Origin of the sequence: Streptomyces sp. NPDC008086 (assembly GCF_042957325.1) — a bacterium.
GTDB lineage: Bacteria > Actinomycetota > Actinomycetes > Streptomycetales > Streptomycetaceae > Streptomyces.
The window spans coordinates 146,159-164,330 of the sequence record NZ_JBIBIA010000010.1 but is presented as its reverse complement, the minus strand read 5'-3'; the positions used below and the strand labels follow the sequence as shown (position 1 = coordinate 164,330).

Here is an 18,172-nt window from a genome sequence, read left to right as displayed (position 1 = left end):
GGTCTCAGACGGAGGGGTTGGGGTGGTGATGCCTCCGGTTGTGGGGTGGCGGCTGGTGTGGTGCGCTGCGGCCGGTGCCGCTCGGCGGGGGTTCACGGCTGGTCCCGTGTCGCGTGTGCCGAGGCCCTCGTGAGGGTGCGGGTCGCGTGCAGCAGGAGGGTCAGGGCGGCCGTGCCGCAGGCGGCGGTGGGGATGGCGGCCGGGCCCCAGGTGTCGACGAGGGTCTCGACGGGGGTGGCCAGCCAGGCGCAACCGGGGAGGCGGGCCGCGAAGAGGGCGGCCAGGGCCGTGGCCTCGGCCGAGGCCGCGGCGGTGAGGACGAGGGCGGGCGCGTGGGTGAAGCCGTGCGTGGTGAGGAGGCGGGCGAGGAACAGGAGGCCGCCCAGGGTGAGGGTCTGGGGGTGGGCGAGGGGCTCGTCCAGGACGGTGGTGGTCAGGGTCAGCAGGGCCGCCAGCGCGCCGAGGTAGAGGGCGAGGGTGCCCAGGAGCAGGGGCTTCGCGGAGGTCGCGAACTCCTCAAGGGCCCGGCTGGACGAGAGTTTGCGACGGGCTCGTACGGCGAGGAGGTGGGCGCACCATGCCGCGGGGGCGCAGGAGAGGGTGAGGGCCAGGACGGGGGCGGTGGTGAAGGGCCAGGGGCTGTGGGCCGCGCCGGTCGGGAGGGCGTCGGGGCCGCCGGCGGCGGCTGCCTGGAGGAGTCCGTCGCCGAGGAGGGCGTAGGCGACGAGCCAGGTGATGCGGGTGGCGCAGGGCTGTCTGCGGTCCTTGCCGGCGAGGGGGCCTCGGGCCAGGGCCGCGCGCAGGGCGAGGGCCACGGCGAGGGCTCCTGCGGCGGCAGCGATCAGGCGGGACCGGCCGTGGGTGAGGTGCAGGGCGATCACGACCGCCGCGCAGAGGGCTCCGGGGAGGAGGCTGAGGAGGATCCAGTCGGCGCGTGCGCGGGGAGCGTCGGGGGGCGGAGGGCTGGGGGGCGCGTCGGCGTCACGGGGTACGCGGGCGTACATCTCCTCGGCGAGGGAGAAGACGTCCCGGTGCAGGAAGCGTGACGCGGTGCGGTCGGTGATGCCGTGGGCCTCAAGGCCGGCGGCGATCTCCAGGGGGTCCACCGCGCGCTCGCACAGGGCGCGATGACGGTGCATCAGCGCCTTCACGGGGTCCGCTCCGGTGCGGCGGGTGGGGGCGGGGCGGGGGCCCGTGGTGAAGGTGGAGGTCGGTGCCTCGACCGTGGCGGGACGCGAGCCGACGGCAGGTTTCCGGCCGTTTCCGTCCACCGTCTTCCGGCCGTTCCCGTCCAGCGTTCCCGGGCCGTCTCCCTCCGACGTCTCCGGGACGTTCCGCTCCGCCGTCTCCAGGGCGCCCCCCTCCGCCGTGAGCCATTCCTCCGAACGCTCGTCCCAGGCCCCTGGGCTGGTCGGGGCCCCGGGGCCGTCCAGTCCGCCCAGGCCGCCGCTCATCGCGCTCCCTCCGTCGCGGGCAGCGCGGTGGCGCGTACGGGGCTTCCCGGCGGTCGGGGCGGGCCGCCGCGGGCCACCACGCGTGCGGTGTGCCCGGTCCAGCGGCCGGGGACATGGGCTTCGGCGGGGACGGCGAAGGGCAGGGGGTCCCCGGCCTCGTCCAGAACGAGACGGCGGACCGGCGTGCGCGAGACGATCTCCAGGTAAATGCCGTGAAACGCCGCGACGTTCTGCTCGACGGTGAACAGTTCGAGCGCACGCGCGCGTGCGGCGGCGCCCAGCCGCTCGCGGCGCTCCGGGTCGCGCAACAGCGCCACACAGGCCTCGGCGAGCGCCCGCGGATTGCGCGGCGGGACGACGAGACCGGTGCCGCCGATGACCTCCACCACCGCGCCGACGTCGGTGGACACCGTCGCGCGCCCGCTGAACATGGCCTCGACCAGGCCGATCGGGAAGCCCTCGACGACGCTGGACAGGACGGCCACGGCGCCCGAGGCGTACGCGTCGGCGAGGCTGGGGAGCTCCGGGCCGCCGATCTCCTCGAAGGAGACTGGATTGTCGCCGACGGTGTGCGGGCCCTCGGCCTCGTCGGGGAAGAGCTGCGCGGCCAACGCCCTGCAATGACCGAGGTAGGCGTCGCCCTCGGCGCCCGACGGGCTGCCGACGATCCGCAGGCGGGTCTTGGGCTCCTCCTTGCGTACCTCGGCGAAGGCGTGAAGCAGCGACACGATGTCCTTGGCCGGTTCGATACGGCCGACCCAGACCAGCGAATCCGGGTCCGCGCACTCAGGGGCCTCGCCGACCTCCGCGAAACGGGAGGCGTCCATGCCGGGGTAGACCGTGCGCAGCTTCGCGCGGTCGGCGCCGCAGCGCTCCTGCCAGCGGCGGGCGTGGCCGTTGCCGGGCGTGATGAGGGCGGCCCGCGCGTAGGCCTCGGCGGCGAGCCTGCCGTGCAGGGCGGCGAGCAGGGAGCGTACGGCGGGCGAGGCGTCGGGGGCGGCGAGGTAGTGGGTGCGCAGGCGGACGCCGTACTCGGTCAGCAGCAGGGGTACGCCGCTGAAGTGGTGGGCGAGCAGGCCGGGCAGGGCAGCGGCGCCGCCGGATGTGGCGTGGCAGAGGTCGACCGAGCCCAGGCCTTCGTCCTCGTACCAGTCGAGCGAGAGGGGGCGCAGGGCGCGTTCCAGATGCGCGGCGACGGTGAGCAGGTCGGGTACGCGGGCCTCGCGCGCCGGGCGCAGGGCACCCCGCGCCCGGCAGGCGCGCTCAAGGGCGCGTACGGCGACCTCGGAGCGGAGCGCTCCCACCAAGCCACCCTCGTCACGGGCGAGTTCGGCGAGCCCGTACAGCGCGTTGCCGAAACGGTCCGCCTCAGTGGCCGACGCGTGCTCGGAGGCTCCGGATGCGTCTGCGGCGGCCCCCGGCTCCTCCACGGCGCCCCCCGCGCAGAGGGCGCCCACCAGCTCGCCGTAGCACTCGGCGAACCGTCGGCGCGCTCGTCGGCCGTACGCCACGCCGTCGTCCTCGGCCGTCCACAGCGGTGCCGTACGCACGCGGCTGACCTGCGGTGGCAGCGGGACCCAGCCCTCGTCCTCCTGGCGCTCGCTGCGGCTGAGCGCGTAGACGTCGAACTCGTGCTGTCCGAGCCCGCGCACGAGCCGGTCGCACCAGAGCCTGGCGTCACCGCTCATATACGGATAGCCACCCTCCGCAATCAGTCCGATGCGCACGAGCACACCCCCGATCTCCCTAAGGGGAGCCGCCGTTCCCCCGGCGGCTCACAGCGGGACGAACGTATGCGGACAAGGCGGTGGCGCGACGGACGGTTGTCCATCGCGCCACCAAAAGGGGTGAACGGTCGTAACTTTCCCGTGCAGGTCGCGTTCCGTCGCGCTAGGAGATCAAACGCGCACGCATCGTCACTCCTGGACGGCCCGGACGGTCACAGGGTGGCCAACTCCCGTCGCGCGGACCGCCGCTGGGCCGCGATCCGCGGGTCGAGTGCGGGTACGGCGGCCAGGAGCTGCTTGGTGTACGGGTCCCGCGGGTTGTCGTACACCTCGTCGGCCGGCCCCTCCTCGACGATCCGTCCCGCCCGCATCACCGCGACCCGGTCGCTGACCTGCCGTACGACGGCGAGGTCGTGCGCGACGAAGACGAGCGCGAGCCCGAGTTCGCGTTGCAACTCGCCCAGCAGGGCCACGACCTGGGCCTGGGTGGTGACGTCCAGCGCGGAGACGGGCTCGTCGCAGACGATGACGCGCGGGTCGGCGGCGAGCGCCCGCGCGATGCCGACGCGCTGGCGCTGACCGCCGCTGAACTCGTGCGGGTAGCGGTCGTGGTGCGCCGCTTCGAGTCCCACGCGCTCCAGCAGTTCCCGTACGCGCCCCCGGACGCGCCCCTCGTCCGACTCGCCACGCGCGCGGAGCGGGTCGGCGATCGACTCGCCCACGCTGCGGCGGGGGTTGAGGGAGGAGACGGGGTCCTGGAAGACCATCTGCACCGCGGGACGAAGGCCCACGCGCGCGCTGCCGTCGTAACGTATCCGCCCCGCCGTCGGCTCCAGCAGCCCGACCAGCATGCGCCCCAGGGTGGTCTTGCCGCTACCGCTCTCCCCCACGACCCCGAGGGTCTCGCCGCGGTGGATCGTCAGCGACACGTCGTCCACGGCCGTGAACGCCCGTTTCCCGCGTCCGAACTCACGCCGGAGACCGGTCGCCTCCAGGACGACCTCGGGCGCCTCCTCGCTGACGTCGGCGGAGACGCGCGGCGCGTCCACACGCGGGACCGCGCCGAGCAGCTCGCGGGTGTAGGGCTGTGCGGGCGATCCGAGGACCGTGTCGACCGGCCCGAGTTCCACCGCCCGGCCGTGCCGCATCACCAGCACCTCGTCGACGCTCTCCGCGGCCACGCCCACGTCGTGCGTGACGAGGAGCAGCCCCATGCCGGTCTCCTCGCGCAACGTGTGCAGCAGGTCGAGGATCTGGGCCTGGACGGTCACGTCGAGGGCGGTCGTCGGCTCGTCGGCGATCAGCAGATCGGGCTCGCAGGCCAGCGCCATGGCGATGAGGGCGCGTTGGCGCATGCCGCCGCTGAACTCGTGCGGGCGCGAACGGGATCTCCGCGGCGCGTCCGGGATACCGACCCGGTCCAGCACCTCCACCGCACGCGCGCGTGCCGCCCGCCGCGACACACGCGTGTGCACGCGGTACACCTCGGCGATCTGGTCGCCGATCGCGTAGTACGGGTCGAGGGACGACAGCGGGTCCTGGAAGACCATCGCGGCCTTCGCGCCGCGCAGCCGCCGCAGCGCCGCGTCCGACGCCTCCTGGACGTCGACGCCGGCGACCTCGATCGCACCTGCGACCCGTGCGCCCGTGCCCCGGTGCAGACCGAGCAGCGCGGAGGCGACGGTGGACTTGCCGGAGCCCGACTCGCCGACGAGGGCGAGGGCAGCGCCCTGTTCCAGTCGGAAGGAGAGGCCGTCGACCGCGCGCAGGGCCCCGAACCCGACCGTCAGGCCGCTGACGTTGACCAGACTCATGCGAGCACCACCCGTCGGTCGGCCACCGCGTACAGGACGTCCGCGACGACATTGGCGACGACCACGAAGAAACCGATGACCAGGACCATGCCGACGACGACCGGAAGGTCGACCACATTGACCGCATGGACCAGTTCCTGACCGATGCCGGGCAGCCCGAACAGCGTCTCGGTGAGCACGGCGCCGCCGACCGCGCTGCCGAAGTTGTTGGCGTTGAGCGCGATGACCGGCGCGAACGCCCCGCGCAGCGCGTGCCGGCCGATGACCGACCGCTCGCCGACGCCGTACGCCCGGAAGGTCCGGATGTGGTCCTCGGCCAGCGTCTCCAGCATCGCCGCCCGGGTCAGCCGGGCGAAGGCGGCGGCCTCGATCAGGGCGAGCGACAGCCAGGGCAGCAGCAGGTTCCAGGCCCACTGTTCGGGGTCGTCGGTGAAGGCGACGTACTGCGGGAACGGCAGCAACTGCAGCTGTCCGCAGACCACGATCATCAGGACCAGACCGATGACGAAGACCGGCGTGGCCACGCCCGCGAGCGTGATGCCGGTCAGCAGCCGTTCGGTGAGGCGGCCGCGCCGCCACGCGGACAGGACGCCGGTGCCGACACCCAGGATGAGCCAGAGCACCATCGCCCCGAGCACGAGCGACAGGCTGACCGGTAGCTTCGCCAGGATCAGCGCGGTGACCTGCTGGTCGCTCTGGTAGGACAGCCCGAGGCACGGCGCCGAGCAGTGCTGTACGGACGTGCCGGTCGAGTAGTCCTGGCCGACGACGAGGCCTTCCAGGAAGTGCCGGTAACGCACGTACAGCGGGTCGCCGAGATGCAGTTGCTCCGTCACCTGCTGCACCTGGGCGGGCGAGCAGCGCGGGCCGCACGTGATCTGGGCGACGTTGCCGGGGGTGACGTAGAAGACGACGTAGACGATCACCGAGATGGCGAACAGGGTGACGACGGCGCCGACGAGGCGGCGCAGGGCGAACCCTCCGAAGCCGCTCATGCCTCGCCCTCTCAGGCCTTGGCCTTTCACGCTTTGCCCCTTCATGCCTTGGCCTCCCTCTTGCGGCCCGTGCCGACGCGCAGCCGGGACGCCGCGCGCGGGTCGAGCGCCGTGCGCACGCCGTCGCCGAGGACGGTCAGCGCGAGGACGGTCACGAAGAGCGCTCCGGCGGGCAGCAGCAGGTACTGCGGGGCCGCCTGGTACCAGACGTCGGCGGCGGTCAGCATCTGTCCCCAGGACGGCGTTGGGGGCTTGACGCCGACGCCGAGGAAGGACAGGGCGGCCTCGACGGTGATGTTGGTCGGGACGAGCAGCGCCGCGTACGTGATGACCGGCGCGGCGATGCCGGGCAGCAGCTCCCGGCGGGCGATGCGCCAAGAACCCCAGCCGCTGAGCCGGGCCGCGGAGACGTAGTCCAGCTCCTTCAGGGTGAGCGTCTGGGCGCGCACGATCTTCGCGATGTTGCCCCATGCGATCAGCCCGATGACGAGGGCGACCAGCACGGGCCGCGGGAAGCTCGGCGGCACGATCGCGAGCAGCGCCAACGACATGATCATCAGCGGCATGCCCACGATGACGTCGGTGAACCGGCTCAACAGTTGATCAACCCATCGGTTCCCGAGCGCGGCCGCGACGCCCACCGCGACGCCGATGACGACCTGGACGACGGTCGCCGCCAGCGCGACCCCGAGGGAGACCCGGGCGCCGTACACGAGCCGTGCGAACAGGTCACGTCCGGTCTGCGGTTCCACGCCGAGCCAGTGCTCGGCGCTCACCCCGCCGAACGACCCGATGGGCACGCCGCCGCGCGCGGAGTCCACCAGGGACGGGTGGTACGTGGTCGGGTCCTGGCCCTCGATCGCGGTGAGCAGCGGCGCGGCGAGCGCGACCAGGACGAGCAGCGCGACGACGACGGCCGCGACGAGGGCGGCGCGCTGGGTCCGCAGCCGCCGCCAGAACTGACGTGCCCCCGAGGCCCCCGGAGCGGACGCCCCGGGAGTCTCGACGGCGAGAACTGCCTCACTCACGGCGCTACTTCACCGCGACCTGGGAGATGTCCAGCACACCGGTCCAGTCGCTGATCACGACGTTCTTGACGGCTTCGCCGTACAGCCGCTTGTAGACGGGGTGGAACAGCGGCACGGTCAGCGCCCGCTCGCCGATCTTCTTGTCCAGTGCACCCCACCTCTTGGCGGCGGCGTCAAGGTCGGTCAACTTGTTGATCGCGTCAATCTCGGCATTGACCGACTTGTCATCGAGCAGGCCCGTGTTGAAGTTCGCGCCGTCCTTGACGATCTGCCGGCCGTCGAAGATCGGGGCGAGGAAGGGACCGCCCGAGGGCCAGTCGGCACCCCAGTGCGCGAGGAAGAACCCTGGCTCGGTCTTCACGCTGTGGATCTTGTCCTTGTAGTCGTTCTCCTCCAGGCCCTGGAGCTTGACGGTGATGCCGGCCTTCTTGAGCGCGTCCTGGATCGCGGTCGCGATCTCCGGGCTGGTCTCGAAGTCCTTGCTGTTGGAATGCGTCAGCGTGACGGTGAGCCCGTTCGCGTAGCCGGCCTCCTTCAGCAGTCCTTGGCCTTCGCGGCGTTGCCCGCCTCGCCGGCCGGGAACAGGTCGTAGGGCTCGTAGCCGAAGGACTTCTGGTTCGGCAGGAAGGTGGTGGCGGGCTCGGCCAGCGCGGATCCGCCGGCGGCGTTGACGACGGACGAGCGGTCGATGGCGTACGAGATCGCCTGACGTACCTTGACGTTGTCGAACGGCTTGATCCTCGGGTTGAACGCGATGTAGTTGGTGTAGCCGAAGTGTCCGGTGCCGACGCGAGCGGCAAGGTCCTTGTCGCCGGTCACCTTGGCGAGTTCGGCGGGACCGAGGTTGGTGTCCGTGGTGACCGCCGCCGCGTCCGCGCCCTGGGACGCGGACAGCCGCTGGTTGATCACGGACGAGTCGAGCCCGGACCGTACGTCGATCTTGTCCGGGTAGGCCTTGCGCTCGGCGTCGGTCGAGGCCGACCAGTGCGTGTTGCGCTCCAGGACGAGCCGTTCGCCGTCGTTGTCGTTGCTGACGACCTTGTACGGCCCGGACGAGACGGGGTGCTCCTCGTACTTCGTACCGGTGTCCTTGGCCTTCGGCACGGGCGCGAACTGCGTCTGCGTCGCCAGGTACGGGAACTCGCCCTCGGGCTTGTTCAGATGGAAGACGATGGTCCGCGCGTCCGGCGTCTCGATCGCCGTCAGGCCCTTCTTGTCCTTGTACGGCCCCTGGTAGTCGGCCGCGCCGACCAGCCAGTCCCTCAGGTAGGGCGCGCCGCCGGACAGTTCGGGCGCGAAGGAGCGCTCGATGCCGTACTTGATGTCGGCCGCGGTGATCGCGGTGCCGTCCTCGTACCTGAGGCCTTCCTTGAGGGTGTACGTCCACACGGTGGCGTCCTTGTTCGGGCGCCCGGTGTCGGTGGCGAGGTCGGGGACGACCTTGGCGCCGGCCTCGCCGTTCTCGCGATTGCGGGTGGTGAGCGTACGGAAGACCAAGGAAGGGACGTTTCCGCCGCCTGAGGTGTACAGGCGGGCGGGGTCGAAGTCCTGCTGCGGCTCGGAGTTCAGGACCGTGAGCGTGCCGCCCTTGTGGGGCGTGGAGTCGCCACCGGCACTCTTGGCATCGTTGTCCTCAGGCCCGCAGGCGGCGGCCCCCGCTGCCACGACCAGGCTGACGGATGCCGCGGCCACGCGGCGCGCTATGACGGACGATTGACGCATCGGAGACGACCTCTCGAAATGACGAGTCTCGAATAACGAGACGAAATGACGCGGAGTGAGACGGATACGAGCAGACGTCCGCCCCAGGGCGTCGGATCATCGGCCGTCAGGTCAGGCAGACGGATCGGGCCGTCACGTCAGGCAACGGATCGGGCCGACGGATCGGGCTGACAGATCGGGCCGTCGGAGGTCCATGCGCGAGCCAGGTTCCACGCGCGAGCCACGGGCCCGGAAACCCGTCAGAGACTCACCGGAGTGAAGAGGAGATCGCGACGCGCACGCCCGGGGGCGAACGTCAGCGACAGTGAATGTCGGCCACGCACAGAGCGGTCACACCGATGAGCGCCAGCTCGATGGCGGCGCGAGAGGAGGTGTGACGGGTCGACATGTGCAGCAATATGGATGAACTCGCTGCACATGTCAATGTGACATATGAGTCATCCGTCAACTGCCGGGGTAGGCCCAGGGGTTGGGCCGGCAGTGGATTCCGTCGTGGTCGAGGAACTTGGTCTGCTGCTGCATGACCGGGGCGAGCTCGCCGTCCTTGTCGCAGGTCACATGGGGGTAGCCGAGCCGGTGGCCGACCTCGTGGTTGATCAGCATCTGCCGGTACTCGTGGATCCGGTCACCGAACGTCTCCGACCCCTGCGCCCATCTGTACGCATTGATCATGACGCGCTCGGTGGCGGCGGAGTCGCACGACACGTTGTCGACGGTGGTGTCCAGACCGGACTTGTCACACCAGTCGGCCGTCGTCCCCGGACTGGCCAGCGTGATCACGAAGTCCGGCTTGCCGGAGTAGATGCGCTCGAAGGTACGGGCGCCGTTGTGGGCCCAACTCCGGTCGTCGTTGAGCGTCTTCTGCACGGCCTCGGCGAAGAGCTCGCCGTCGAGCCCGAGCCCCTCCTCCACGTCCACGCGATAGGTGAACTTCTGCCCCTTGCCAGGCGCCTTGTCGACGCCCTGGATCGCCTCGAACTTCCCCGATCCCTTGAGCGTGGCGCTCAGCGCGTACGTCCTGCCCATCTTCTGCTCGTACGTCAACGGGGCCACACTCGGCGAACCCGACGGCGTCGGCCGCCCGTCCCCGCGCGAGGCCGAGTCGCGGTCGTCCCGCGCCTGGTCCGCGGCGGACTGCGACTGCACGTCGCCGTCGTCCCGCCCCTTGGCGACCTGACCGGCGACGACGACGGCCAGCACGGTGACGACGGCGGCGGCCGCGATACCGGAGAACGTCCGGCCCTTGCCGCCCTTGGCCGCCACGGGCTCGCCGGTCGGCGGAGCGCCGTCGTCCACGTCCGTCCCGGCGTCGTCCGCGACGCCGCCGCCGGCACCGGACCGGGTGTCCCAGTCGGTGACGGAGCCGTACGGGTCGGCCGCGTGCGCGGTCTCGGCCGTGCGGGGCGCGAAGACGTCGACGTCCGCCTCGAAGGCCTCCAGGTACTCCTGCCGGGGCCCCTCGGACGGCGACGCGCGTCGGGGGCGCGGCAGCGGAACGCCGGTCGCGGGCGGCGCGCCTGCGCCCGCGGGAGCGCCGTACGCGGCCCCGGTACGGCCCCTCAACTCGCCCCAGCCGCCCCCGGGTTCACGCTGCTGGGGGTGGCCGCCACGGGCCCGTGGGGTGCCGTGCGCGGGCGTGCCGTCGGGCAGCCTCGGGACACCCTGGGCCGGGGTGCCGTCGGGGAACCTCGGAAAACCCTGGGCAGGAGTGCCGTCCGGCAGCCGCGGCACTCCGTGCGCCGGCGTGCCGTCGGGGAACCTCGGGAAGCCGTGCGCGGGCGTACCGTCAGGCAGCCGCGGCACCCCCTGCGCCGGCGTGCCGTCGGGAAAACCCCGCCCGCCGTACGTCGGTGCCCCACTGCCCGGCATCCCCTGCCGAGGAGGCGGTGGCCCCGGCACCCGGCGACCACCCGGCCCGCCCGACTGCGGCCAACCGCTCTGCCCCGGGCCCGGCGCGGAGGGCCCCCGCCGACCTTCACCGGTCTGCGGCGGTACCCCCCGGGAATCTCCCCTGGAGTCCCCCCGGACGTCCTGTCGTGCCGTCGTGTCCGCGGTGTCGCTCTTGGGCTTGGCGGCGGGCCCGCGGCGGCTGTGGCGTCCCACGTCCCGCCTCAGCTCCCCGCGTTCTCGGTCACGGCCTCGCCCTGGCCCGCGGCGGCCTCCTTGCCCCGGGCCCGGCCCCGAGCAGGGCTCTCGGCCGTGGGCTCTCCCGCCGCCTCCCGCGCCTCCTCCGACTCCCCCGACTCCGCCAGAAGTTCGCGGAACGCCCGGGCGACGACCTCTGGATACTCCATCATCGCCACGTGCCCGGCCTCCGGCAGGCCCAGCAGACGGGAGTCGCGGAAGCTGCGGGCGGCCCTGCGGCACATGCGGTAGCCCACGAGCTGGTCGCGGCCGCCGTAGATGAGCAGCGTCGGCGCCAGCACCCGCTCGGCCTGACGCCACAGCGCGTGCTGGCCGCCCAGCGTGTAGGCGTTGACCAGCCCGCGCGCGGAACGGGTCAGGGCGTCCCAGAAGTACGGCAGCCGCAGCCGCCGTTCCATCTCCTCGACGGCGTTGGTGAATCCTTCCGGCGACACGCGCGCGGGGTCGCCGTAGCAGAGGTGCAGCACGCCGCGGACCCGCTGCTCCGCCGTCCACTGCCGGGTGAACCGGGTGAACAGCGTCGTCACGCCGGGCACCGCGAGCAGGGCCGTGGGCACGGCGCTGCGCTGGACGCGGATCTCGGGCAGGGCGGGCGACACGAGTGTGAGCGTACGGACCAGGTCGGGGCGTACGGCGGCGACGCGCGTGGTGACGGCGCCGCCGAGCGAGTTGCCGAAGAGGTGTACGGGACCCCGGTCGGAGGCGTCGAGATAGCGGATCACCGCGCGCGCGTGCGCGGTGACCGAGTAGTCGCCGTCGTCCGGTGGCGGCGAGTCGCCGAAGCCCGGCAGGTCCACCGCCTCGCAGTCGACGTCGCCGTCGAGCAGTTCCATCAGCGCCGACCAGTTCTGCGAGGAACCACCGAGTCCATGGACGTACAGCGCGGGCGGCAGGCCCTCGCGCGCGGGCGGCCTCGACCGCACCGTCAGCGTGATCCCCGGCAGCCCGACCGAGCGCAGCCGCTCGCCCTCCGCGACCCTGACGGTCGCCACCTTGGGGAGCACATTGGCGGCCGGCGCTGAAGGGAGCTCGGTCGAAGACATGCGGCAATGTTACGAGATGATCACGCAGTGGTTCATGTGTTCGCCGTCACAAGTCGACACGTACATGGCAGCTTTCTCCCCGGGAAACCGGGCACCCGCACCACGAGCGCAGAAGTCCACGGAAGCCACCCCGAGCACGCCCGAATCGCCCACAGATCCCCCGCGGATCGCATAGCGTCCGGATCCGGTGTCTCCTAGGCTCGTACGCAGGGCACCCGGATGTGGACCCCTGCTTCACCCAGGGACGCCGTGCCCCACGGGGGCGTTCTAGGAAGGGAGCCCGCCATGGCCGTCGATCCCAGCGACCCCGAGACCTTCGCGGTCGAGGACACCGAGCAGGACGAGGAGTTCGACGTCGAGGCCCCCGCGGCCGACGCCGCCGAGCAGCATGCCGACGTCAGGCCCGACCGCGACGACCGGCTGACCGGCGCGAACCAGGACCGGGCCAACGAGGCCGATCTGATCGAGCAGGCGCGCGTCGTCTCCATCGACGAGGACGACTACCGGTGACGCGGAGCGGCACAGGGGGCCGCTGAGTGCGAACGCGGGTACAGCAGGGCACGGAAGAGAGTGCCGCTGAGCAGGAGAGAGGCCACTTCTTGCCCGTTCCGACCGGGTTTCAAACCTTCTGTGCGACTTTCGCCACCGTCCGGTCCGTGAAATTCTGCGCTCGTACCGCGCACACCGGGGTTACCGAAAAGTACGATGACGACGCGGCGCACACCGCATGTGGACGACATTGGGAGGCGGCGTGACAGCCATCGAGCAGACAGAGGCGGCGCGCCCGCGGGGCACTCGCCTGCCGCGCCGTGCCCGACGGAACCAGCTTCTGGGCGCCGCCCAGGAGGTTTTCGTCGCGCAGGGATACCACGCTGCCGCGATGGACGACATCGCCGAGCGCGCCGGCGTCAGCAAGCCGGTGCTCTACCAGCACTTCCCGGGCAAGCTCGACCTCTATCTCGCTCTGCTGGACCAGCACTGCGAGTCACTGATCCAGGCGGTACGCAACGCGCTCGCCTCGACGACCGACAACAAGCAGCGCGTCCGGGCGACGATGGACGCGTACTTCGCCTACGTCGAGGACGACGGCGGCGCCTTCCGGCTGGTCTTCGAATCGGACCTGACCAACGAGCCGGCCGTGCGCGAGCGCGTCGACAAGGTCACGAACGAGTGCGCCGAGGCGATCTGCGACGTCATCGCCGAGGACACCGGGCTCTCCCGCGCGGAGTCGATGCTGCTCGCCTCCGGCCTCGGCGGCCTCGCCCAGGTGGTGGCCCGCTCCTGGCTGCACAGCGACCGCAGCGTGCCCCGCGACCAGGCGGTGCAGCTGCTGACGTCCCTGGCCTGGCGCGGCATCGCGGGCTTCCCCCTGCACGGCACCGACCACCACTGAGGCGACGGCACGCACGCGTGCCGGGCGTTTGTTCCCGTCCGCTGTTCGCTCCTGGCGTTCTTGGGCGGAGCGTGAACGTCCCCTCACCGGGCTAATGTGTGCTGGGTACGGCGCGGAAGGTCGCGCACTTCACTGACCGTCGGAGGGACAAAGCCGTGGAGGTCAAGATCGGCGTGCAGCACGCGCCCCGCGAGATCGTTCTGGAGAGCGGTCAGAGTGCCGAGGACGTGGAGCGGGCGGTGTCCGAGGCGCTCGCCGGCAAGTCGCAGCTGCTGAGCCTCGTGGACGAGCACGGCCGCAAGGTCCTGGTCCCGGCCGACCGCCTCGCGTACGTGGAGCTCGGTGAGCCGGCTCCGCGCAAGGTGGGCTTCGGCGCGCTGTAACAGCGCGTCGGCGACAAGCAGGACGGGAGGGGCCCGGTGACCACGGTCGCCGGGCCCCTCCCGCGTTCCTTCACGAACGGAGCACAGCCCTCTCACAGAGGAGGATTGCATTCCGCAGGTCAGGGGTATGACGGGCTACGACCGTTTCGAGCAGGTCGGCCATGTGGGAGGGACCCCAGCATGCTCTTGGAAGCGCTCAGCTCCGCGATCCTCGGCCTGGCCCTGGCATGGGCCGCCGCCCACCGCCTGCCGCACCGCCTGCCCACCCGTTCCCTGGTCCTGCCGACCGGCGTGGCCGGCGCCCTCTTCGGCGCCTTCCTCACCCACACCGCACTCGACTTCGCCAACCTCTTCGTGATCCTCCTCGGCGCGGCAACCGTCTCCGCCGCCTCCCTCTCCCTGCTGGTCCGCCCGGCGGGAAGACTCCGCCGCCACTCAGCGACCGCGTGACCCCCGACGACGACCGGCCGCCGGACGACTGACGCCCCCGGCCTCTGCTCAACACCGGTCCGGGCATTCCCAGCCCGTCCGGCTCTGAGGACGAGGCGCGAAGGGCCGAGAGCGGGGGCCTGAGGGCGGCAGCCCCCAGAGCGGGGCCGCGCCCTAGGCAGCGAGGCCCAGCGCGGCCATCCGCTTCGTATGCGCCTCAGTGATCCGCGAGAACATCTTCCCGACCTCCGCGAGATCGAACCCGTCCGCGACCCCACCCACCAACATCGTCGACAACGCGTCCCGGTCGGCGACGACCCGCTGCGACTGCGACAACGCCTCCCCCATCAACCGCCGCGCCCACAACGCGAGCCGTCCCCCCACCCGAGGGTCCGCGTCGATCGCCGCCCGCACCTTCTCCACCGCGAACGACGCGTGTCCGGTGTCGTCCAGCACGGCCAGCACCAGCCCCCGCGTGTCCGAGTCGAGCCGAGCCGCGACCTCCCGGTAGAAGTCACTGGCGATCGAGTCACCGACGTACGCCTTGACCAGCCCCTCCAGCCAGTCCGAGGGTGCCGTCTGCCGATGGAACCCGTCGAGCGCCGCGACGAAAGGTTCCATGGCCTGCGTCGGCTCCGCCCCGATCTCGGTGAGCCGGTCCCGCAGCTTCTCGTAGTGGTGGAACTCGGCGGACGCCATCTTCGCCAGCTCCGCCTTGTCCGCGAGCGTCGGCGCCAGCTTGGCGTCCTCCGCCAGCCGCTCGAACGCCGCCAGCTCCCCGTAGGCCAGCGCGCCGAGCAGATCCACGACAGCGGCCCGGTACTGCGGATCGGCGGATGCTCGCGCCCAGTCCTGGGCGGCGACCCCGGTGTGGTCGGCGGGGGCGTCGGAGGGGTCAGGGACGTCGGAGGTGTTGTCAGGCGTCGTCATGAAGCGCACAATAGCCCGCTCACCGTGTCACGGAAGTCCCTGGTCAATCACTGTGACGCCGACTACGTGACCAATTCGGCCATCGCATGTGCGCGTTTCCGGGGTATGGTGGTAATGCGCCCGCTGAGTACTCAGACGTACCTCGACGGGCCGCACGTTATGAGGATGCCCGGTCGGTGGCCCGATCGGCTCCGACCCGACAGCCCTCCCCGGCCGTACGGCACTCTGCGTACGAAGCCCGGAGGGGGACACCCTCAGCGGTACGAGCGCTAGAGCGTCGGCAGTGGTCCCGTGCCCTACGGCCAGCCCGTAAGGCAGCCGACGTCCCCGGCACGGTCCGTCAAGACCCCCGCGCTCGCCTCGCACCGCGCACACAGAAGAGGCAGCACCCTGACTACGACTTTCCGAGAGCTCGGAATCCTTCCCGAGACCGCCGAGGCCCTTGAGGCCGTCGGCATCGTGAACCCCTTCCCCATCCAGGAGATGACCCTCCCCGTCGCCCTCTCCGGCACGGACGTCATCGGCCAGGCCAAGACCGGCACCGGCAAGACGCTGGGCTTCGGTCTCCCGCTCCTGGAGCGCGTCACCGTCCCCGCCGACGTGGAGGCCGGGCGCGCCAAGCCCGAGGCCCTCACCGACGCCCCGCAGGCGCTCGTCGTCGTCCCCACGCGCGAGCTGTGCCAGCAGGTCACCAACGACCTGCTGACCGCGGGCAAGGTGCGCAACGTACGCGTCCTCGCCATCTACGGCGGCCGGGCCTACGAGCCGCAGGTCGAAGCCCTCAAGAAGGGCGTCGACGTGATCGTCGGCACCCCGGGCCGGCTGCTGGACCTCGCGGGCCAGAAGAAGCTCGACCTCAAGCACATCAAGGCGCTCGTCCTCGACGAGGCCGACGAGATGCTCGACCTGGGCTTCCTGCCCGACGTCGAGAAGATCATCAACATGCTGCCGGCCCGCCGCCAGACCATGCTGTTCTCGGCGACCATGCCGGGCGCGGTCATCGGCCTCGCGCGCCGCTACATGTCGCAGCCCACCCACATCCGCGCCACCGCGCCGGACGACGAGGGCGTGACGGTCGCGAACATCGCGCAGCACGTCTACCGCGCGCACAACATGGACAAGCCGGAGATGGTGGCGCGCATACTGCAGGCCGAGGGCCGGGGACTGGCCATGGTCTTCTGCCGTACGAAGCGCACGGCGGCGGACCTCGCCGACCAGCTCCAGCAGCGCGGCTTCGCCTCCGGCGCGGTCCACGGCGACCTCGGCCAGGGCGCCCGCGAGCAGGCGCTGCGCGCCTTCCGCAACGGCAAGGTGGACGTCCTCGTCTGCACCGACGTCGCCGCGCGCGGCATCGACGTCGAGGGCGTGACGCACGTCATCAACTACCAGTCGCCGGAAGAGGAGAAGACGTACCTGCACCGCATCGGCCGTACGGGCCGCGCGGGCAACACGGGTACGGCGATCACGCTGGTCGACTGGGACGACATCCCGCGCTGGCAGCTGATCAACAAGGCGCTGGAGCTGAACTTCAACGACCCGCCGGAGACGTACTCCACGTCCCCGCACCTCTTCGAGGAACTGAAGATCCCCGCCGGCACCAAGGGTGTCCTGCCCCGCTCGGAGCGCACGCGTGCCGGGCTGGCGGCGGAGGAGGTGGAGGACCTCGGCGAGACCGGTGGTCGTGGCGGTCGCGGTCGCGGCGGCCGGGGCGGCCGGGACGAGTCCCGCTCGTCCTCGTCGGACCGCGAGCGCCCGGCCCGCACGCCCCGTCGTCGCCGCCGTACCCGCGGCGGGGCCGCGCTGGACGGGACGTCGGCGCCGGCCGCCGGTCCCGCCGCGGCGGACGAGACCGCCGAGGCCACGTCGGCGGAGGCCGTGACCGCGCCACGCACCCCGCGCCGTCGCCGCCGCACCCGCGGCGGGGCCGCCGAGCCGACCGCCGCCGTGACGTCCACGGCGCCCGAGCCCGCGGAGGCCGCGCAGACGGCCGTCGCCACGGCGGAGGGCCCGTCCCTGGAGGTCGCTGACGAGGCTTCGGCGAAGCCGCGCCGCCGCCGCACCCGCAAGTCGGCGGAGCCGAAGGCGACTTCGGCCGAGGCGTCGACGGTGACGGAGACCGCGACGGAGCCCGAGGCCGCCAAGCCCGCGAAGGTCGCGGAGGCCGTCCAGCCGTCCGAGGCCGCTACGGCTTCCCCGGTCGCGGAGGCCGAAGAGGCTCCCGCGCCCGCCACCAAGCCGCGCCGCCGCACCCGCAAGGCGACGGCCCCGGCGGAGTCCGCCGTGGACACGGCCGAGGGCACCTCCGAGGGCGCCCCGGAGACCCCGGAGGCCGCGGAGACCAAGCCGCGCCGGACCCGTAAGGCGACGGCTGCCGCCGAGGCCGCCGTCGACACGGCCGAGGCCACCGAGGCCAAGCCCAGGACGCGCCGCACCCGCAAGACCGCGGCGCCCGCCGAAGCCGCCGCCCCGGCCGCCGCCGACATCCCGGCCCAGACGGCCCAGGAGCCGGAGGCCACCGAGGCCACAGAGGCCAAGCCCAAGGCGCGGCGCACCCGTAAGGCGACCGTCGCCGCCGAGGCCGCCGTCGACACGGCCGAGGCCACCGAGGCCAAGCCGAAGACGCGCCGTACGCGCAAGGTGGCGGCGCCCGCCGAAGCCGCCGTAGCCGCGGCCGAGGGCACGGAGGCGAAGCCGCGCCGGACCCGTAAGGCCGCGGCGACCGTCGCGGAGCCGGAGGCCGCCGAGGCCAAGCCGCGCCGAACCCGTAAGACGGCGGCCACCGCGGAAGCCGCCGTGGACACGGCCGAGGCAGCCGAGGCCAAGCCCAAGGCGCGCCGTACGCGCAAGGCGGCCGCCGCCGCGCCGGCCGCCGACATCCCGGCCCAGGCCACGCAGGAGCCGACGGTCACGGAGGCGCCCGCGCCTCGCCGCCGGACCCGCAAGGCCGCGGCGACCGTGGAGGCCGCCGACGGCACGGCCGAGGTGAAGCCCAAGGTGCGCCGTACCCGCAAGGCCACGGCGGCCACGGAGCCCGCGGAGAGCTGATCTCCCGTACGACGGCCCGGTCCCGCCCAGCGCGGGGCCGGGCCGTCGGCGTTCCCGGGCCGGT

Annotated in this window: 14 protein-coding genes and 1 pseudogene; 5 read left to right on the top strand and 10 right to left on the bottom strand. The window is 72.3% G+C overall.

Features of this window, described 5'->3' with window-relative positions:
• Positions 1-92: 92 nt before the first annotated feature.
• From ACFZBP_RS33170 to ACFZBP_RS33130, 9 genes and pseudogenes are all read right to left on the bottom strand, one after another.
• Positions 93-1,454 carry a hypothetical protein gene (locus tag ACFZBP_RS33170; protein WP_391418623.1) on the bottom strand — a complete coding sequence of 454 codons (1,362 nt, stop codon included), beginning with the start codon at positions 1,452-1,454 and terminating at the stop codon, positions 93-95.
• Positions 1,451-3,142: a glycosyltransferase gene (locus ACFZBP_RS33165; RefSeq protein WP_391419086.1), complete on the bottom strand. Its 1,692-nt coding sequence runs from the start codon at positions 3,140-3,142 to the stop codon at positions 1,451-1,453. The genes ACFZBP_RS33170 and ACFZBP_RS33165 overlap by 4 nt, the downstream gene beginning before the upstream one ends.
• 251 nt (positions 3,143-3,393) lie before the next feature.
• On the bottom strand, positions 3,394-4,995 hold the full coding sequence (locus tag ACFZBP_RS33160; RefSeq protein WP_383451607.1) for a dipeptide ABC transporter ATP-binding protein: 1,602 nt from the start codon (positions 4,993-4,995) through the stop codon (positions 3,394-3,396).
• A complete protein-coding gene (locus tag ACFZBP_RS33155; RefSeq protein WP_391418620.1) occupies positions 4,992-5,990 on the bottom strand; it encodes an ABC transporter permease subunit in 999 nt (332 codons plus the stop codon). Before ACFZBP_RS33155 ends, ACFZBP_RS33160 begins: the two co-directional genes overlap by 4 nt.
• A gap of 41 nt (positions 5,991-6,031) precedes the next feature.
• Positions 6,032-7,018, bottom strand: coding sequence for an ABC transporter permease subunit (locus tag ACFZBP_RS33150; protein ID WP_391418617.1), 987 nt, complete (start codon positions 7,016-7,018; stop codon positions 6,032-6,034).
• Positions 7,019-7,022: 4 nt separating this feature from the next.
• Positions 7,023-8,740, bottom strand: a pseudogene (locus tag ACFZBP_RS33145) (ABC transporter substrate-binding protein).
• 295 nt (positions 8,741-9,035) lie between these two features.
• Positions 9,036-9,128, bottom strand: coding sequence for an Ms4533A family Cys-rich leader peptide (locus tag ACFZBP_RS33140; RefSeq protein ID WP_323377644.1), 93 nt, complete (start codon positions 9,126-9,128; stop codon positions 9,036-9,038).
• Positions 9,129-9,184: 56 nt separating this feature from the next.
• The gene (locus tag ACFZBP_RS33135; protein ID WP_391418613.1) at positions 9,185-10,843 is read right to left on the bottom strand and encodes a DUF3152 domain-containing protein; all 1,659 of its coding nucleotides are present in this window, start codon (positions 10,841-10,843) and stop codon (positions 9,185-9,187) included.
• Between the two features lie 8 nt (positions 10,844-10,851).
• Positions 10,852-11,928 (bottom strand): alpha/beta fold hydrolase, encoded by a 1,077-nt coding sequence (locus tag ACFZBP_RS33130; RefSeq protein WP_391418610.1) that lies wholly within the window; start codon positions 11,926-11,928, stop codon positions 10,852-10,854.
• Positions 11,929-12,213: 285 nt separating this feature from the next.
• Here ACFZBP_RS33130 and ACFZBP_RS33125 point away from each other — a divergent pair, with 285 nt between their 5' ends.
• From ACFZBP_RS33125 to ACFZBP_RS33110, 4 genes are all read left to right on the top strand, one after another.
• Entirely contained in the window at positions 12,214-12,438 is a 225-nt protein-coding gene (locus tag ACFZBP_RS33125) for a hypothetical protein (RefSeq protein WP_383451595.1), read from the top strand.
• Positions 12,439-12,679: 241 nt separating this feature from the next.
• Complete coding sequence (locus ACFZBP_RS33120) at positions 12,680-13,321, top strand: TetR/AcrR family transcriptional regulator (protein WP_095749057.1); 642 nt, start codon at positions 12,680-12,682, stop codon at positions 13,319-13,321.
• 155 nt (positions 13,322-13,476) lie between these two features.
• A complete protein-coding gene (locus ACFZBP_RS33115) occupies positions 13,477-13,704 on the top strand; it encodes a DUF3107 domain-containing protein (protein ID WP_062668721.1) in 228 nt (75 codons plus the stop codon).
• A gap of 180 nt (positions 13,705-13,884) precedes the next feature.
• Positions 13,885-14,154, top strand: coding sequence for a hypothetical protein (locus tag ACFZBP_RS33110; protein ID WP_391418607.1), 270 nt, complete (start codon positions 13,885-13,887; stop codon positions 14,152-14,154).
• Positions 14,155-14,307: 153 nt separating this feature from the next.
• Here the strand turns inward: ACFZBP_RS33110 and ACFZBP_RS33105 are convergent, their stop codons facing one another.
• Positions 14,308-15,063 (bottom strand): ferritin-like fold-containing protein, encoded by a 756-nt coding sequence (locus ACFZBP_RS33105; protein ID WP_391418604.1) that lies wholly within the window; start codon positions 15,061-15,063, stop codon positions 14,308-14,310.
• Positions 15,064-15,546: 483 nt separating this feature from the next.
• Between ACFZBP_RS33105 and ACFZBP_RS33100 the strand changes: the two genes are divergently transcribed.
• The gene (locus ACFZBP_RS33100; RefSeq protein ID WP_391419084.1) at positions 15,547-18,108 is read left to right on the top strand and encodes a DEAD/DEAH box helicase; all 2,562 of its coding nucleotides are present in this window, start codon (positions 15,547-15,549) and stop codon (positions 18,106-18,108) included.
• Positions 18,109-18,172: the final 64 nt, after the last annotated feature.

Bases quoted from the DNA above. Each gene is read 5' to 3' on its own strand.
- ACFZBP_RS33170 (WP_391418623.1), bottom strand. From the start codon at position 1,454: ATGAGCGGCGGCCTGGGCGGACTGGACGGCCCCGGGGCCCCGACCAGC.
- ACFZBP_RS33165 (WP_391419086.1), bottom strand. From the start codon at position 3,142: ATGAGCGGTGACGCCAGGCTCTGGTGCGACCGGCTCGTGCGCGGGCTC.
- ACFZBP_RS33160 (WP_383451607.1), bottom strand. From the start codon at position 4,995: ATGAGTCTGGTCAACGTCAGCGGCCTGACGGTCGGGTTCGGGGCCCTG.
- ACFZBP_RS33155 (WP_391418620.1), bottom strand. From the start codon at position 5,990: ATGAGCGGCTTCGGAGGGTTCGCCCTGCGCCGCCTCGTCGGCGCCGTC.
- ACFZBP_RS33140 (WP_323377644.1), bottom strand. From the start codon at position 9,128: ATGTCGACCCGTCACACCTCCTCTCGCGCCGCCATCGAGCTGGCGCTC.
- ACFZBP_RS33130 (WP_391418610.1), bottom strand. From the start codon at position 11,928: ATGTCTTCGACCGAGCTCCCTTCAGCGCCGGCCGCCAATGTGCTCCCC.
- ACFZBP_RS33125 (WP_383451595.1), top strand. From the start codon at position 12,214: ATGGCCGTCGATCCCAGCGACCCCGAGACCTTCGCGGTCGAGGACACC.
- ACFZBP_RS33110 (WP_391418607.1), top strand. From the start codon at position 13,885: ATGCTCTTGGAAGCGCTCAGCTCCGCGATCCTCGGCCTGGCCCTGGCA.
- ACFZBP_RS33105 (WP_391418604.1), bottom strand. From the start codon at position 15,063: ATGACGACGCCTGACAACACCTCCGACGTCCCTGACCCCTCCGACGCC.
- ACFZBP_RS33100 (WP_391419084.1), top strand. From the start codon at position 15,547: ATGACCCTCCCCGTCGCCCTCTCCGGCACGGACGTCATCGGCCAGGCC.